Genomic DNA, 15,967 nt, shown 5'->3' with positions numbered 1-15,967 from the left:
AGATTGTACATCGCCCGATTCCCCAAAACGAATTCCTCCAATACCAAAACAGCGCTGGAGTCGAGGCTTCAGCCGAAACGGACGAATCGCTCGCCCCCACCGGATCCCGACGGGATCCCAAACGGTAGCCGGTGGTCTGAGCGCAGCGAACACCACCGGAAACATCCACAAAAATCGATCGCCGCCCCCAACGGGGGCGCACATCCACAACGTCCAAACCCGGCCCGCGAATCGCAAAATGGCGAAGCCATGGCAGGATAAAGCCTGGGGACGCAAGTCCCAGGTAACGGGCCTCCCACTACAACCCAAAGTCGCGGAGCGACGACAGGACTCCACGTCTCAAACCCGGCCCGCGAATCACGCCAACACCGCGAATGATATTATCGATTCACAAACAGAACGGAAAACAAGACACCACAACGAGCCCACCTGTCTTTCCGTTTGCTGCAACTCTCGGTGGCCTCTGAGTCCTCTGTGGCCAAGTATTCATCTGCGCTCCCTCCGGGAGCGCCGCGCGTTCGGTCCTCAGGTTCCGGAGGTACGCCGCTGCGCGACGACCTCCGGCTACCTTCTTGCATCCCTTCGGGATCACGCACACCAACCTTGCGAATAATCTGCACCAAAACAACGGCAGAGCAAAGGGCAAGTCACTGTTTTGAATTGGCGCATCAGCTGGGTACGCGTTGGTGTTTGGTTCGCTTTGGACGACGCCGCGCTAGCGTGTGCAGGCTAAATCGCCGAAGCACCAACTCGTAATTACCCTGAGCGATTGGGCGATTGTTTTGCGCTGGACTGGTTTGCGGTTAGAATAATCGCATGACACCCAAACAGCTTTCATCGGACATCACCGACGCATTACACGCCGCAGGTGATCAACCACTGCCTGTCGTCGATCCATCGAATCAGAAAGTTTATTTCCTGATCGATGAGCAGACGCACCGACGGGCGATGGCCGCGCTGCAACAGCAAAATGCGATTGCTTCGATCGATCGCGGGATTGAAGGGGAAGGCATGACGTTGGAGGAATCTCAGCGACGCAACCTTCAAGCGTTGCAGCGACAGCAATGACTTTCGCCGGTGTCATCAAAGACGAGGCACACAGCAACATCCTGCGAAACGCAACGACCGAAACGGCGTTTGATATTTGGCAGAATGATCAGGGCAGAATGATTGAGAGCGCAGCGCGAGTGGTTTCAATTATGAAACGCATTCCTGCTTGAATTAAAAAACTCCAACCAAATCATTCTGCCCCCATCATTCTGCCACCCCTCTGCACGTGCCGAGCAGAACGACTACCGTGACGGCTCACGTCACTCTTTTGCTACGCGGTCGCTTTATCTGCCAAGACCGAAACGGCAATTGGCATTTGGCAGAATGATCAGGGCAGAATGATCAGGGCAGAATGATCAGGGCAGAATGATCAGGGCAGAATGATTGAGAGAGCAGCGCGAGTGGTTTCAATTATGAAACGCAATCCTGTTTGAATCAAAAACCACCAACCAGATCATTCTGCCCCCATCATTCTGCCACTCCTCTGCACGTGCCGATCAGAACGGCCACCGCGACGTCTCACGGCATTCTTTTGCTGGCGGTCGCTCGATCTGCAGAGATCGAAACGGCAATTGGCTTTTGGCAGAATGATTGAGAGCGCATCGCGAGTGGTTTCATTTATGAAACGCACTCCTGTTCGATTTCAAAATCTCCAACCAAATCATTCTGCCCGCATCATTCTGCCACTCCTCTGCACGTGCCGATCAGAACGACTACCGTGACGGCTCACGGCATTCTCTTTCTGGCGGTAGCTTTTTCTGCAGAGACCGAAACGGCGATTGGCATTTGGCAGAACAATTTGGAGGTTGGTTTGCTGCGGAGAAGCTCCCGGTCGGGGCACAAAAAAAGCGAGCAAGAGATAACCGTTGCTGGCTTTAAGCAAAGTACACCCCAGTGGATTTGAACCACTAACCTTCGGTTCCGTAGACAGTCCGAGCTTTCCTTTCGCGTTCCGGATACTCACCAAAACCCCGTTTTTTACGGGGTTTTCTTTTGCACCTAACTTTTACCTCACCTCAATTTCGCGTGTTTTTTTCTTATTAGTGGGTCGATTAGTGGGTCGACAAAATCGGATGACCTAAGAGCTTCGAAATGTCTACCAAAACTTGGCCCCGGGATTCGACATGAGGTTGCCCGTTTCTAAAACATGACGGAAACCTGCATCGCTTATTATGCGTCGGCAGCTAAGATGCACCGGATGCACCGGATGCACCGGATGCACCGGATGCACCGGATGCACCGGGCGCATCGTCGCGATCGCCGATTGTTTGGACGGCTGCCGACGCATCACGATCCAGCCGGGATCTGTGCACGAAGGAAAGCCTGCCGAAACTTCTACGTTTGACGCAAAGCGGATCGAACTTGTCACGCACTGCGACGGCTTTCCACCTGTCGAATGGGACATGCTATAGGTTGCGATCACCGAGTCACGTTGAGCATAAGGATTGAAAATGGGTAATCGAATACAAAACGCCTCGCGTAGCTTTCGCCACGCCGGTAAATCGGCTGCCAATGGAATTGCCGCTACTATGGAACGGATTGCTGCGGCAAACCAAATGGCCGATGCGATTGACGGCTGGGACGCGTCCCACGAAGAACGCTGGCACCAATGGCGGCACACCGTCGGTGGAATGAAGACGTGCGAAGGCATCGACATCCGGCTAGCGGAACGGATTTTCCTCGCAGGTGCATCGTGGGAAAGGCCCGCGTCTGTCGAGGCGGATAGTGGAAGCTGAGCAAATCGAGTGCGGCATTCGATCCGGATTCCGTGTCCCGTCGCTCTTTGCCGGTCATCTAAGGTGAGCTGAGATGTTCTGGTGTCGGTTCACATCCTGCAGCTGAACTTCGCTGCGAATGAAGTGTGCAGCGCAGCAGATGGATGCAATAGTGCAGGGGAGTTTAGTGTCTCAGCTCGCTGGTGGGTTCCCGCCTTTGTGGTCAATTGGTGTTCCTGCATGGGGAGGTGCGGCGGTATGCTCTCGTCACCACATCACTATTTGAGGGGGGGCAGGAATGACCACGAGTATTCGGATCAAGTTTATCGTTAAGTCGGAGCAGATGAAGCCGCATCTACGGATCTCTCACGTCGGAGGCACCAGTGAAACCAGTGCTCGCTGGTACGTGCCAGTTGAAGAGGCGATTCGTGACATTGAATGTGGGAAATGCCGTTTTTTCGTCTTGATTAATGGGCTCGCTATTTGGGTTGTCGTCGCCGTTGACGCGGCGGGTGTGAAGTACTTGAAGACGCAGGCTGACAGCGACACCGTCAGTCACCTTCTCAGTCTTCCCGATTGCAATCGCGATACGGTGGGTTCATGACTGGATATCGCGGCGAGGTTTCAAACTCATGCCGCTGCGAGAAGACTAACAATACGTCAGGCAGGAACCATGAGGCAAGGGCGGTGCTTGACGGGGGGAGGGTCAGATTGTGGCGCGGCCCGGTTTCGGTAGACCGACCGCCAGCGCACGTATTTTTCCGGAGTTTTTTGAGGGGGGGGCCCCTCGCTGGTCTCATCCGGAAATCCTACGGGCGTCGAGCTGCCGACTACGATTCGCAGCGTTAAAAAACACCCAATGGCGTGCCGGGCGAGTCGAATTCATTCAGATAACGTCAGACATCACGGGGAACGGAGAGTTGATCATCCATTGCAGCAATCGGCGCAAGCCGTCCTCCTGTACATGTCATTGTTCTGTCTGCTTGTGAATCTCTATCCAAAACGCAATAGCGATCTACATCATGTAGCGCAGCTTGTCGTAAGCCCGCTTTTTCATCCGATCGTCGTCGCTGGCTTCCGTCAGCTCGTCGAAACCGAACATGGTTTTCACACGGTGCGTGAGCAACGCGCGGTCGTACGGTGCCTTGCCGGAGATCCAGTAGGCGGAGGTGTAAGGGCTAAACTCTGAAAAAGGCTGTGGACCGAATTCATCGGCTACGTTTGGCAAGTTTCGCCATAAACGGAGGTGTTGGTAATGCGACGCGATCGCTGCGGGCACGAGTTCGGGATAGCCGTACTCCGCGAGGTTAGTGATAGCGGCAGCGTGGTTATTGATGTGTACGAGGCCACCATAACCCTGGCGGTGGACCTTCGAATCCTGGTTGACGATCTCATCGAGCACGGCCTCGACCATTCCCTTCACATCTTTGTAGGGCGGCGCACCGTCATCGACCTCCGGAAGCGTGACCTTGTTCCCTGTGATTCGACCCTTTGCCTTTCCGTAATAGCCGCTTCCAGGGTGGGAGTTGTCGAAAAGTCCAACTAGCTTGCGGATACCGTCGATGATCGACGGGGTCGCAAAATCCGGGCATTCCTTGAGCGCGTGAATGGCGATGGAGGCGAAAATCACGTTGTGCCCGGACTCGCGTGGCGTCCTGATGTTCTTCTCGAGCGCCTCGGCGATACCGTCGATCAGGCTATCCTTTGGGGGCTCCTTCGGAAAGTCTTCAAACAGCTCTGAATCCATGATCTTCGAATTCTTCTTCATCTTCGACCCGAACACCGACTCGCCGGCTATCACCCGATCGAGATCGCCTTCGATTCCCTTGTAAACTTCGGGAGCGAGATCCGTACGCTGCCTCCCTATGAAGTATCCGGCCAACAGGGAGGCCCCAAGATGACCAGCCATCGCGCTCATCCGGTGGGCCCTGGCAAGTGCATTTAGGCCCTTAATGAGATAGGAATCGTCCAAGGCAATGGTTTTGGCCGACGGTGTTTCTGCGGCACGGATGGTAGCTCCCCAGATACCGGGAATGCTCAGCCCGCCGATGATACCCGCGGAACCCCTGAGGAACTCGTTTCGATTCATGTGGAGTTGGCTCGTTTTATTCAGTTCGAATAGCGCAACTGTGTTGTTAGGCAGAACGTCCGCGATCAGCGGGCCGGGAGTGTTGACGATCCATTCGAGAAACCATGTAAGCCCGGCTCCTTTGCATCGCATGGTTGGTCAGCATTTTCCATTATTGCAATGTAGTGATCAGAGCAGGCAACAGATATGCCATTCCCACGACCGATGCGCCACCCAACAGGAGGTTTGTAACGCGTTCGTTGAGTCCTGCGCGCGATAGCAGTTCGGCGATGTGGTGCCGCAAAAAGAGAACAAGCAAACAAAACGTAAACGCAACTCCAAAGACGATCGATTGACCACTGTTGATGGCGAACCAGGAATCAGCGGCGGCGGTAACGTATGCCCCCGCCCCAATCAGGACGGCCAGCGCAAACAACTCCAGATTCTGGATGCGCCGTTTGAGGTCAGCGACAGTTTTAGCCAAGTCTTCATTTTGCATCGTGATACCCTGAATTACGGGACTAATTGTCGGACGCCTACGAGCGAGAAGTGTCCATGGTAGTGCTGATTGTTTGCATTTGCCATTTCCAGGCGACTCGCCTCAGCCTGACGAACGGCAGCGGTAACGGGGCCGCCGCCAAAAGACTATGATTTCAAAACCCGCGTCATCGGCGGCTCCCGTTCACCGCATTGTTCCCCGTCGCCTGAGTGGATCAGGTATCGGTCTGGATGAAGATGTACCGACCGCGAGCAACCGCATCACCAATGGGTTTTAGTAAACCGTCAAAGAACTGCTCTCGCACGCAACCCTCACCGTCATCAGGTAGGTTCGCAAAGTGTGCTTGCACCGTCGATAGTTGCTCTGCAAGTCGCTTGACAGTCTCAGGATCGAAAATGCTGTAGATGCGGTGGTAACCGTATTCGTGAGCAAGTTCACCGTGGAAACGAAATCCACTGGAGCCAAACTCGGGCTCTTTGAACATATCTGCGCCTTGAGCAACACATTCCTCAGCACAGTCCCAGTAGACGCTTTCATAGTCTGTGCATTCGAAGCCAATGCCAACGGCCTTACCGACGTCATCGCGTAGTGAAAAAACGAATTTATCCCAGATCTCGGCGTCATCTTCGTCGAGATCGGCGTACCAATCGGGCGACGAAAGCCTAGTCTTGATAGCGTCTGCAAGTTTTGAGAGATCGCTTGGAAAGGCCTCGGAATCTCCGACTGATTCTTGCAAATACTTGGCGATAGCCATCGCTTGGTCGTCAGTTGGACTGGTTGTGAGTTGCGAAAAAGCACTCCCCTCAAGCGTATAGATGAAGTAGCCAGCCATTTGTTGCAGCATCTCCAGTTTTGGGTTTAGCGGGGAACGGTCGCGATCACCCAGTCGCGGCGAAAGATTTTCCATTGTCAAAGCGGCCGACTCCGCGACTTGGGTGCATCGCTTGGTTCGCCGTTGATGCCTATGTATTGAGTTAGCGTCCACGTGGTTCAGGAGCCTCGAGTGTTCCACCGCCCAAGTCTGCCCAAAGCTGAGCAATCGAGGGAAGATCAGATGTGAGGTCAATCGAATTGGCAGAAAGCGTAAGCTCAGCAAGGTAACGAACGAGCGACCATTCGCGCGATGATCGAATCCCGTGTGCGGTATGAAGGTAATAGCGGTCGGACGTTTCGATCAAGTGACAGGCTGTCCAGAGATGTCCAAGAGGCTCGCGGTTGAATGCGGCATCACCGCCAAGAAACGAGCTTGGCAGCCCGGTTCGCAGCGACCAATTTGCAACGGTTTCCGACCCTTCGCCCCCTTCGTACACACCAACCGAATTTGTCAGTAAGGACAACAGGCGAAGTGCGTTGTCGGTCGCAAGCAACGGCTCGCGATCGTTCTCGCGTATGGGTTGCAGCTTTGAAATCGTCGTCGCAGGGGACGCCGCAAGCAGTCGAACCACGTCAAAGAATCTTGCGGATACAATCATATTCCAGTCGGCGAACGTCTAAAATCACCGGGTCGCGACAAGTGATTGTCCATTTGAAAACGTCCGGCTTCGCGACTCCGGTGCATTTTTTTGTTATCCCCCGTCGGTTGGGTCATGTCCAAGACGTGGCCTAAGGGGATCGTCATTCATCAGTCCGGTGGTGTCAAAGGTCGTGGGTTCGCACTGTTGCGCGTTGGACGCCAATGCTTCGAGAATCGTCTCGGGGCTCTTGAGTAAGTGTTGATTATTGCTGAGAAAGATCATTTCTTCTGGTGTCAGGCTGCGTACGTACGCGCGTGGAGTATTACCAGAAATCTTTACGGTCAATATTGACCCGACGAGGCAGACAGCATCTGGCGTATTTTCAAGCGCCGCCATAATGTCACGAGTTGCCTTCGCTTGTTTTTCATCTATAGACGCTTGGGTTTCTTGCAGTTGTTTTAGCTCAATTGCGCGTTCGATTTTCTTCAGTCGATCGGCAACTTCCGGTTGCGTTGCGACATCCTTTGTTTTCGCGAACCATTTTTTGAACCATGAGCTGAGTTCGGGAGGGAAATCATCTGCGATTTCAAAATCGAACGCGTCGAGGAGTTGTCGTATCGCGTCGCTTAGCTTTGTGACCGTCTCCGCATCGTCCTTCGGGAGATACACTTGAACGGAAACGAACCTGTGAAGTGGAATCAGATTTGGGTCAACGCCCATCGACTGTGCGACGAGATAGTTGTGAAGTTCCCCCTGAAGTTTGGTCTGCGAATCCGAGAGCGCGTCCATGCGTTCACCCATCCGGTCACGGGTGCGAAACGGATTCTCACGCAACAAGAAGTAAAGCTCATCGTAGAACATGTCAGGTTCTTTGGGCCGGTGGAGCAGCCGTTCGATGAGTCGTTCGTACGATTTTGACGACAGGTCGCCGTCGGACATTAACATCGCGGAGAATAGAGCTTCGAGTCTCCGGATTCGGCGTTCGAGTTCGTCTTCGTTGGCCATCGCTGGTTCAGGTTACGGTTGAGTTGGATTAAGGGGGATAACGGTTCGGATCACCAGGTGGCGGCACTGGATGGTCTAGCTACCACAAACCGCGGCCACCGACACTCTGATGCATCCGTTGGTTGTTTGAGTTTTGTTTTTCGAGATCGATCAGTTCCAGCACCCGATCGAACGATGATATCGCGAGCGTCTGTCTGTCGCAAATCGAGTATTTGGTTGAATGCGATCTTGGACTGAAGTGACGAAAGAAGATTTAGCCGGCATCGAACAGCAGAATCGCCAGACGTGTAAGCGAAGCATTCGTTCACTGCCGGATTATCGCAAGCGTTCAAGTGGGCACACGCAGATCGTTCCCTGGCGTTCAGGTCCCAAGGCGAGTCGGTTCTCTGGTCAGTCCCGTTTCCCTTAATGAATTGCAGTGGCAAACGGTTGGTTGCCATATTTCGTGAGTCGAAGCGTCGTCGGAGATAGCGTAATCAAACGGCTATCAGTAGCGGACGCGGGACGAGCATTGTTTCCGCTCAGGTAGGTTTGCCTCAAATAACGTTTCGGATCACCAGGTGGCGGCACTGGACGGTCTAGCTACCACCAACCGTGGCCACCGACACTCTGGTGCATCCGTTGGTTATTTGAGTTTTGTTTTTCGAGGCCGATCAGTTCCAGCAACCGATCGAACGATGATATCGCAAGCGTCTGTCTGTCGCAAATCGAGTATCTGGTTGAATGCGATCTCGGTTTCGAAGTGACGAAAACATCGAGCCAGCATCGAGCAGCAGAGTCGCGAAACGTGTAAACGAAGTGATCGTTCATAGCCGGATTATCGCAAGCGTTCCAGTAATCGAACGCAGATCGTTTCCAGGTGTCCGAGAACCAAAGTCGAGTTCGTTGTCTGGTCAGTCCCGTGTCCCTCAATGGATTGCAGTGGCAAACGGTTCGGTACCGTATATCGTGCGTGGAAGCGTCGTTAGAGATTACGAAATCGATTAGCGGCAAATTCGGACGTCGGTCGAGCATTGTTTCCGCTCAGGTAGGTTTTGCTCAAATAACTATGTTTCTCACCGGTCGGCCCGGCTGAGAATAGGATTTATGGGCTTATTCTCACTGGTTGCTCCGTGAGAACAGCTTCGTTAGCAGCGGTTATTCTCGCTGGTTGCCCCCCGTTTGCAACTCCCGGCTCCGCTGATGGAGCCGGAGCCCGCCTGCACAAGCTTTTACCGGACGTTTGACTCACGCCTCCCGCCGCTTCGGACCTGCTGGGAAATTCCCCGGCCCCGAATCGACCGGGTAGGATTCTTTGCGTTGAAACATCGCTTATCGGGGGATAAGGATGCCGGAATTTGTTCTGTCGCTGCGCCAACTTGTCGCTTCGGGAACGTCGATCGAATCTGCAGCTGCTTCAGTTAGAGTAAGTAAATCGACCGCCCATCGAATGCTCCAGCTCTGGGGCATGGGGGGCAAGAAACGTCGCCTGAATCGGCGTCTTTCCGACGAGCAACGTCAGAAGATCGGCGAGCTGCTGTCGATCGGCCTTTCGCATCGGGAAGTCTCGCGCCGAGTCGCGTGTGATCACCGGACCGTGGCTCGATACAGCGATGTCGTCTCGTATTCATTTTGCCGACCGCGCCGCTGCTGTTCATGTGGCTATCGCGTCACCACCTCGGAATGTCTCGTATGCTTGGCACGTGTCGCGTAGCTGGATTTGGCGTCTGTCTGATTTTGTTGTGTCTGCCCGGATGCAACGGATCACTCGAATCCGTTCCCGTTACGCAACCTGTGCCACCGCCGGCGGCGGAGATCCCGGTCGCTAACCTTCCCGTCGATCTGCGGGAATGGAACTGGACCAATCGCCTCGGCATCGGTTCGTGTGCCCACGCGTCGTTTGTCTACCACCTGCGTTGGCAGAACCAATTAGAGTTGGCCGAGCGATGGCGGGCCACGCATTCGGGGGGCGAATCGGCAACATCAATGCAGCGAGCCGTCCGAGCCGAGGGACTTCCATTTAACGCGACGACAACCGCGGATCCTGCATTCCTCGACTGGGCAAGCCGCACCCGACGCGGCGCGATCATCTGGTTCTTCAAGGATCACGCCGTTCACTTCTGCGGCTGGGCGACGGTGGACGGAATCGAGTACGCGATCCTCTGCGACAACAACCGCATCGAACGCTACCTGCGCGTGGAACGATCCGAGTTTCTGCGGCGCTGGAAACAATACGACGGGTTCGCGCTCAGTACCACATTCTCGCCGGTACCGCCTACCCTATTCCCTGCTTTTGAAAGTGTCTGATGCACCCCAAACGCAACTTGTTCTGTCTCTGCTTTTTGCTTGTCGCCGCGTTGGTGCCGGTGATGAGCGGATGCGATGCCCAACAGCCCTACCCGCATCATCACCAACAGCCCGGTTGGAACGTCGATGTAAACGGAGCGGGTTGGAACGTTGATATCAACGGCCAATCGCCGCAACGAAACCCTTACTTTCCAAACGTCAGACCGGCCCCCGTCCAGCCGCGGCAACCAATCTTTCAGCAGCCGCGGCAACCAATTCTCCAGCCGCCCCAGTTGTGTCCAGGCGGGCGATGCCCAGCCCGATCGATCGATTCGGTTGGTGAGGCGGAAGCCGTTGCCAGCACTGTCGCGGTGAAGCAAGGATCGTGCAAGTGCCTGCGCTGCATGAGGCCGACGGTCGGTGCCGACTGGCATAGCCTTTGGACGCCTGCAGGGGACGTTGCGACGTATCTCTGCAATGAATGCTGGGATCGAACGACGCCCGAGGAACATGCGGGCTATCTGAGATTGGTCCTGCAGCGTGCAAAGCTGCCCGACGAAAAACGCGAACCGTTCGTTGCCGCGTTGAAGTCTACGATCGCCACCGATTGAACCGGCGCGTCGCAACTTAATCCAATAACCCCCGAGTGCCTCCGGTGGCCGGTTTCGATCGGCTGCTGGCTTCTCGCTGTCGAAATTGGTCCGCAACTAACGTGCGGGCTCGAATGGAACGAGATGGAACTTTGGCAGCGCTGAATGCCTATTTCGACATCACTCGCTAATCGAACATGCAACGAGGAATCGAATTGGCAAACTTCAGCGGTTTAGCTTAGCTCCGAAGTCAAATTGTACCTGACGGTCGTAGCGAGCCCAAAAAATTGCACAGTTTTCAAAGACCTTAGAAATGCTTCAATCGCCACAACCAATCCACGGTGTTATGGTAACTGAGGTTTAGCTTTTGGTGTGAGTTGCCGTAGATTCTGCGCACCGACATACGTTGCTTCAGGAAATTTGAGCTTCAATTTGTCTGCGGCGAGTAGCACGTCACGAGATCGTTTGCCTGGATTCGGGTGCGTTTTTACAAATCCAGGTATGAACTGCATCCAAGGCATCGTTTGTTGTTGCTGCTGGTCCCAGCGATTCAGGAGGCTTGCTAACTCGCGAGGGGAGTAGCCAACCGCCATCATCCACTCCGTTGCATCGCTGTCAGCTTCACGCTCCTGTTCGGGGCGAAGCGGTCGCGTGACTAAGTTGATCCACATCATACTCTTTTGGAAAGAAATCGGTTGACGAGCAAGCTTTAATTGCTTCAATGGGATGATCAAATGCCCGCGGTCTAAGTGACTGAGTTCATGCGCCAATACGCCGACCAAAGCCGCCTCGCTCTCGCAAGTTTTCAACAACCCCCGAGTGATCAACAAGTGACCGCCCGCGATTGCAAAAGCATCAGAACTTTGAGATTCGATTAGTCTTAAGTTTAGCCTGTCATATCGCTTCGCTTGCTTCATCAATGGCTTCAGTGACTTAACCAAGCTGAGCAAGTATTTGACCTCTGGCCCACGTTCACGTGTGTTGAAATTCGCTTTCTTTAGCTGATCCAGGAAGGCGTCAAAGACTTGCTTTCCAAACCGCTTTTCTTCTCCAATGGAAACTTCAATCGCTTCAATTGTTAATCTTTTAAGTCACGAGACTTCGCGAGAATAACAGTGTTTACCGACAGTCCTAATACCGATGCGACCTGGGCGAAAAGTTCCGAATTCATTCCGTAACGCTCCAACGTCGGTCGCCTGCAAAATGAGTCCATTTGGCTAAGGTGTATTGATTTATGCGTGGCGTTTTGCGAGCAGGGTCGAGAAATCTTCAGAAATGCTGACAGGTCGAGAGTGCTGAAATGCCTTCTTTCTTCGGAAACGCGATTTAGCCCCATTTTTCCCTTCAAAGGTGCTCGACTATGCTCACGCAAACTCACACGGTAGATAGGTTGATAGTTGCGGAATTTCCTGTCATTGCAAAGCGGATTTCGCAAAACCATTTGCAGGCTGAGGTTCCTTCTGTTGTTGTCCCGCAGGTCCGGGAGAAACCGGCGACGGTCGTCGCGACTCAAATTCGAGATCTGGTTCGCCGCGATCTGAACATTCACCTGCAATCGGGCATCGGATTTGTCGCGGTCGGTTTCATGTTGGGAGTGTTGCTCCATCGACCGTTGATCATGCACTCTGCTTTGGGTTACGCGGCCGGGACATTGACTACGGTTTTGGTCGCTCGATTGAGCATGTTTCAGCGCGCAAACGCTGTCGGCATGAAACCTATCATGGACGATTGTAATACTCTGCGTATTGACCGATAATATCAGGCGATGCAAAGTTAAACACTGGTGTTGTTGCGGGCGTGGGAAGTTCTCTGGGCACTTTAAGTCGATTGTCATTGTGAACCAGCCGCAAGCCGAACTCTCCGAAGAAACGCTGCGGCGATTCGTATTGGGATTGTTGGACGAAACCGAATCGGCACGCGTGGCGGAATGGTTGGAAAAAGATCCCGCAGTGGCGGCTCGGGCGGCGGCTATCGAACCCGATTCGTTTCTACGTAAAATGGCGGACGCGGGGCGCGGCACGCACGTCTCTGCGATGGAGTCCACGTCGGTGGATCGGATTTCATCTGGTTCCAGCCGCCCATCCACCGCCGCAGATCCCAAACACATGTCCAGCGACGATAGCACGATCCCGAATCTCCATCCGGAATTGGCCGCACTGCAGCAGTATCGGTTCGTCGAGCAGCTTGGCGCAGGGGGAATGAGTCTCGTGTACCTGGCCGAAAACCTGCATATGGGTCGGCGTAAGGAAGCGCTGAAAATCCTCAATGAGTCCCAGACGAGGCAAAGTGGATCACGGGAACGATTTGATCAGGAAATTGCTGTCGCTGCACAATTGCAACACCCCAACATTGTCACTGCCTATTCAGCCATGAAACTGGCATCTCTTTCGGTCTTTGCCATGCAATATGTGGAGGGAAAAGACCTGGACAAATTTGTTCGGTCCAAGGGTGCGATGCGCATCGACACCGCCTGTGGCGTGATCCGTCAAGTCGCGGCGGGGTTGCAGTATGCAATGGAAATGAGAACGATCCATCGCGATATCAAGCCAGCGAACCTGATGCTGACGAAAGTCGGTGCGAAGCATGTGGTCAAAATCCTCGACTTCGGTTTAGCCAAATCGCAGATGGAAGCAGAGACGCAAGTTGCTTTAACATCGACGGGGATGGGAATGGGCACACCGCAGTACATGGCTCCAGAGCAATTGCGCAGTGCGGCGACAGTCGATATTCGCGCCGACATTTATTCGCTCGGTTGTACTCTATATTTTTTGCTGGCTGGTAAACCACCGTTTACCGGTACGCAATACGAAGTCTATCACGCGCACCAGTCGCAAGAGGCGAAATGGCTGAACCTTGTGCGAACCGATGTCCCTGCGGAACTAGCGGCCGTGGTGGCCAAGATGATGGCGAAGGAACCCTCAACACGATTCCAGTGTCCCAAAGACGTTGGCACCGCGCTAGCACCGTTCCTAGAACTCAAAGGTCCGGTACCTGCAAATATCGCGGGAACAGAGGCGAGAGTTATTGCTGCCGCCAGTGTTCCATCGGTACGGCTAGCCACGCAGTTTGAATCGGTGTCTCAAGTATTACCTTTGACACCACGGCCAGTCGTATCGCCGCAAGTGCAACCCTTAGTCCAGACTCACGCGCAACGTCCAAAGCCAGTTTCCTGGAAAAAGATCGGGGGTGGTGTCCTGGTCGCCTGTGTCGTGTTTGGTTTCATTGCCGCCGTGGTGATGCTCTCGATCCGCACGCCGAACGGCACGATTGTGTTCCAACAGTTGCCAGCGGATGCGGAAGTGATGGTCGATGGCGAATTGGTGACGGTCTCGTGGGATGGCAATCGAGAATGCGCCACGGTGGCTGTGCAGCCTGGTTCACACAATGTGGAGGTGCATCGTGGCGGGATCAAAGTTGAAGGAACCACGGTGACTGTTTCGTCAGGGGAAAACACACAACTTGTCGTGCGAGCGGAACCGCCAACACCTTCTCCGTCGGTTGCAAACACGCCGTCTGTATCACCACCTTCAAAGCCGATCATCGCGCCCGTCGTTCCATCACCCTCTTCAAGTCCGATGCGTGCTGACGCATTTACAAGTCGATCCACCGGGATGGAATTCGTGCGGGTCCGTAAAGGGACATTCACGATGGGATCGCCGGACGATGAACCCGAACGTAATACAGATGAAACGCTGCATCAAGTGACGTTGAGCCAAGACTTTTTCCTGGGCAAATATGAAGTGACGCAGGACGAGTACGAGAAGGTGATGGGTTTCAATCCCAGCCACTTCAAAGGAAAGCGACTGCCGGTCGAGACGGTCTGTTGGGTTGACGCGGCTTGGTTTTGCAATCAGTTGAGTGATCGCGACGGTCGCACCCCGTACTACTCGATTACGGAGGTGGAGAAGGACGAACAAAGCATCAAAAACGCGACGGTAACGATCCAACCGGGAGCAAACGGTTATCGTTTGCCAACGGAGGCGGAATGGGAGTACGCCTGCCGCGCTGGGGAGACGACTCCGTTCAGTTTTGGTTCGAACATTACACAGCAGCAGGTAAACTACGATCCGTACTATGGTGCGAGCACTGGAACGATTCGGCAACAGACAATTGAGGTCGATGCGCTTCCCGGCAATCGATTTGGATTGCACCAAATGCACGGCAATGTTTGGGAGTGGTGTTGGGATTGGTATGGAAATTATTCGACTGAAAGTACTGTGGATCCGATTGGTCCTGACGCCGGCCGTGGCCGCGTGAGCCGCGGCGGGGGCTGGTGGTTTAACGCCAAGACCTGCCGGTCGGCGAGCCGTTCCAGCGGTGTGCCCGACAGCCGGAGCCGGGACTTCTGTGAGGGCTTCCGCGTTGCCGTGAATGACAGCTTCACCAACAGCCTAGGTATGAAGTTTGTTTTGATACCAGCCGGGACGTTCATCATGGGTGCGCCAGAAACCGAAGCAGGTCAAAATCCCTTCTATGATAACCAACATCATGTGACACTGACCAAAGATTTTTATCTTGCGACTACGGAGGTTACGCAATCGCAATGGCAGTCATTGATGGGAACGTCGCCGTGGACCGGACTAGCCTATTTAAAGGAAGGTGCGAACTATGCGGCGACGTATGTGAGTTGGGAAGACGCGGTGGAGTTCTGCAAACGGTTGAGTGCCAAAGAGAACAAGGCATATCGATTGCCGACCGAGGCGGAATGGGAGTATGCGTGCCGAGCAGGGACGACGACGGCATACAGTTTTGGTGACGACGGGTCGCAATTGAGTGACTACGGCTGGTGGGGTGGACTTAATGGCGGAGGAAACGCAAAGTTGGAGCCATACGCACATGAAGTTGGGCTGAAACCCGCAAACGGTTATGGGCTTTTTGATATGCATGGCAATGCCTGGGAGTGGTGTTCGGACTATTATGGAAAGTACTTAAATGGAAACGTGACGGATCCTCAGGGACCATATTCAGGCTCGGACCGCGTGAACCGCGGCGGGAGCTGGTGCCGCGACGTCCAGTCCTCCCGGTCGGGGGAACGTTGGAATAATAAGCCGGACTACCGGGATACGGACCTGGGCTTCCGCGTTGCCGAAGGTCGGTAACGCTGAGCAAACAGGGATGCAATCGAAGCTGAGATCGCGCGCACAGTGGAACGTAGGCGATACCCGTAGTGACGAGGTTGCCGTAACGGAAGGCGTCGCGTTTTATTCAGTTTGGCGATATCAGTGCGCTTGCCCCGTTTGAACCAGTTTTACTTGATGTAAATATGACGATACCGGTATTCACGATCCCGGCGCACGAAATCGATGAAGTTGTGTGCAAAG

General features: G+C 54.1%; 13 protein-coding genes. 6 read left to right on the top strand and 7 right to left on the bottom strand.

Annotated features, from left to right (window positions below; all coding sequences use genetic code 11):
- Positions 1–816: 816 nt before the first annotated feature.
- A complete protein-coding gene (locus Poly24_RS26435; RefSeq protein ID WP_145102460.1) occupies positions 817–1,068 on the top strand; it encodes a hypothetical protein in 252 nt (83 codons plus the stop codon).
- Positions 1,069–2,146: 1,078 nt separating this feature from the next.
- On the opposite strand, the gene Poly24_RS26430 is transcribed toward Poly24_RS26435, so the two are convergent.
- Positions 2,147–2,701, bottom strand: coding sequence for a hypothetical protein (locus Poly24_RS26430; protein ID WP_145102459.1), 555 nt, complete (start codon positions 2,699–2,701; stop codon positions 2,147–2,149).
- 362 nt (positions 2,702–3,063) lie between these two features.
- Between Poly24_RS26430 and Poly24_RS26425 the strand changes: the two genes are divergently transcribed.
- Positions 3,064–3,369 carry a DUF3892 domain-containing protein gene (locus Poly24_RS26425; RefSeq protein ID WP_197452190.1) on the top strand — a complete coding sequence of 102 codons (306 nt, stop codon included), beginning with the start codon at positions 3,064–3,066 and terminating at the stop codon, positions 3,367–3,369.
- Positions 3,370–3,780: 411 nt separating this feature from the next.
- Here the strand turns inward: Poly24_RS26425 and Poly24_RS26420 are convergent, their stop codons facing one another.
- The 4 genes from Poly24_RS26420 to Poly24_RS26405 form a co-directional block, all read right to left on the bottom strand.
- Complete coding sequence (locus tag Poly24_RS26420; protein WP_197452189.1) at positions 3,781–4,986, bottom strand: hypothetical protein; 1,206 nt, start codon at positions 4,984–4,986, stop codon at positions 3,781–3,783.
- A gap of 19 nt (positions 4,987–5,005) precedes the next feature.
- On the bottom strand, positions 5,006–5,332 hold the full coding sequence (locus Poly24_RS26415) for a hypothetical protein (protein WP_145102458.1): 327 nt from the start codon (positions 5,330–5,332) through the stop codon (positions 5,006–5,008).
- Between the two features lie 214 nt (positions 5,333–5,546).
- Positions 5,547–6,245, bottom strand: coding sequence for a hypothetical protein (locus Poly24_RS26410; RefSeq protein WP_197452188.1), 699 nt, complete (start codon positions 6,243–6,245; stop codon positions 5,547–5,549).
- Between the two features lie 652 nt (positions 6,246–6,897).
- Complete coding sequence (locus Poly24_RS26405; protein WP_145102456.1) at positions 6,898–7,791, bottom strand: hypothetical protein; 894 nt, start codon at positions 7,789–7,791, stop codon at positions 6,898–6,900.
- A 1,327-nt stretch (positions 7,792–9,118) separates the two neighbouring features.
- Here Poly24_RS26405 and Poly24_RS27915 point away from each other — a divergent pair.
- The 3 genes from Poly24_RS27915 to Poly24_RS26390 are packed head-to-tail and all read left to right on the top strand — an operon-like array spanning position 9,119 to position 10,667.
- On the top strand, positions 9,119–9,484 hold the full coding sequence (locus Poly24_RS27915) for a helix-turn-helix domain-containing protein (protein WP_145102455.1): 366 nt from the start codon (positions 9,119–9,121) through the stop codon (positions 9,482–9,484).
- A complete protein-coding gene (locus Poly24_RS26395; RefSeq protein WP_145102454.1) occupies positions 9,463–10,077 on the top strand; it encodes a hypothetical protein in 615 nt (204 codons plus the stop codon). The genes Poly24_RS27915 and Poly24_RS26395 overlap by 22 nt, the downstream gene beginning before the upstream one ends.
- Positions 10,077–10,667 carry a hypothetical protein gene (locus tag Poly24_RS26390; protein ID WP_145090892.1) on the top strand — a complete coding sequence of 197 codons (591 nt, stop codon included), beginning with the start codon at positions 10,077–10,079 and terminating at the stop codon, positions 10,665–10,667. Before Poly24_RS26395 ends, Poly24_RS26390 begins: the two co-directional genes overlap by 1 nt.
- A gap of 323 nt (positions 10,668–10,990) precedes the next feature.
- On the opposite strand, the gene Poly24_RS26385 is transcribed toward Poly24_RS26390, so the two are convergent.
- Both Poly24_RS26385 and Poly24_RS26380 read right to left on the bottom strand, forming a co-directional pair.
- On the bottom strand, positions 10,991–11,563 hold the full coding sequence (locus Poly24_RS26385) for a M48 family metallopeptidase (RefSeq protein ID WP_145102453.1): 573 nt from the start codon (positions 11,561–11,563) through the stop codon (positions 10,991–10,993).
- Between the two features lie 161 nt (positions 11,564–11,724).
- Positions 11,725–12,417, bottom strand: a complete 693-nt coding sequence (locus Poly24_RS26380) for a hypothetical protein (RefSeq protein WP_231753366.1) — start codon at positions 12,415–12,417, stop codon at positions 11,725–11,727.
- On the opposite strand from Poly24_RS26380, the gene Poly24_RS26375 reads away from it, so the two are divergent.
- Positions 12,392–15,745 (top strand): bifunctional serine/threonine-protein kinase/formylglycine-generating enzyme family protein, encoded by a 3,354-nt coding sequence (locus Poly24_RS26375; protein ID WP_231753365.1) that lies wholly within the window; start codon positions 12,392–12,394, stop codon positions 15,743–15,745. The genes Poly24_RS26380 and Poly24_RS26375 overlap by 26 nt on opposite strands.
- The last annotated feature ends 222 nt before the right edge of the window (positions 15,746–15,967 follow it).

This window comes from Rosistilla carotiformis (genome assembly GCF_007753095.1).
In the GTDB taxonomy this organism is placed as follows: domain Bacteria; phylum Planctomycetota; class Planctomycetia; order Pirellulales; family Pirellulaceae; genus Rosistilla; species Rosistilla carotiformis.
This window is presented reverse-complemented; position numbering and strand designations above follow the sequence as displayed.

What these genes read in the sequence shown, in the direction of transcription:
- Poly24_RS26435 (WP_145102460.1), top strand. Translation starts at nt 817, where the DNA reads ATGACACCCAAACAGCTTTCATCGGACATCACCGACGCATTACACGCC.
- Poly24_RS26430 (WP_145102459.1), bottom strand. Translation starts at nt 2,701, where the DNA reads ATGCCTTCGCACGTCTTCATTCCACCGACGGTGTGCCGCCATTGGTGC.
- Poly24_RS26425 (WP_197452190.1), top strand. Translation starts at nt 3,064, where the DNA reads ATGACCACGAGTATTCGGATCAAGTTTATCGTTAAGTCGGAGCAGATG.
- Poly24_RS26420 (WP_197452189.1), bottom strand. Translation starts at nt 4,986, where the DNA reads ATGCGATGCAAAGGAGCCGGGCTTACATGGTTTCTCGAATGGATCGTC.
- Poly24_RS26415 (WP_145102458.1), bottom strand. Translation starts at nt 5,332, where the DNA reads ATGCAAAATGAAGACTTGGCTAAAACTGTCGCTGACCTCAAACGGCGC.
- Poly24_RS26405 (WP_145102456.1), bottom strand. Translation starts at nt 7,791, where the DNA reads ATGGCCAACGAAGACGAACTCGAACGCCGAATCCGGAGACTCGAAGCT.
- Poly24_RS27915 (WP_145102455.1), top strand. Translation starts at nt 9,119, where the DNA reads ATGCCGGAATTTGTTCTGTCGCTGCGCCAACTTGTCGCTTCGGGAACG.
- Poly24_RS26395 (WP_145102454.1), top strand. Translation starts at nt 9,463, where the DNA reads ATGCTTGGCACGTGTCGCGTAGCTGGATTTGGCGTCTGTCTGATTTTG.
- Poly24_RS26390 (WP_145090892.1), top strand. Translation starts at nt 10,077, where the DNA reads ATGCACCCCAAACGCAACTTGTTCTGTCTCTGCTTTTTGCTTGTCGCC.
- Poly24_RS26385 (WP_145102453.1), bottom strand. Translation starts at nt 11,563, where the DNA reads ATGAAGCAAGCGAAGCGATATGACAGGCTAAACTTAAGACTAATCGAA.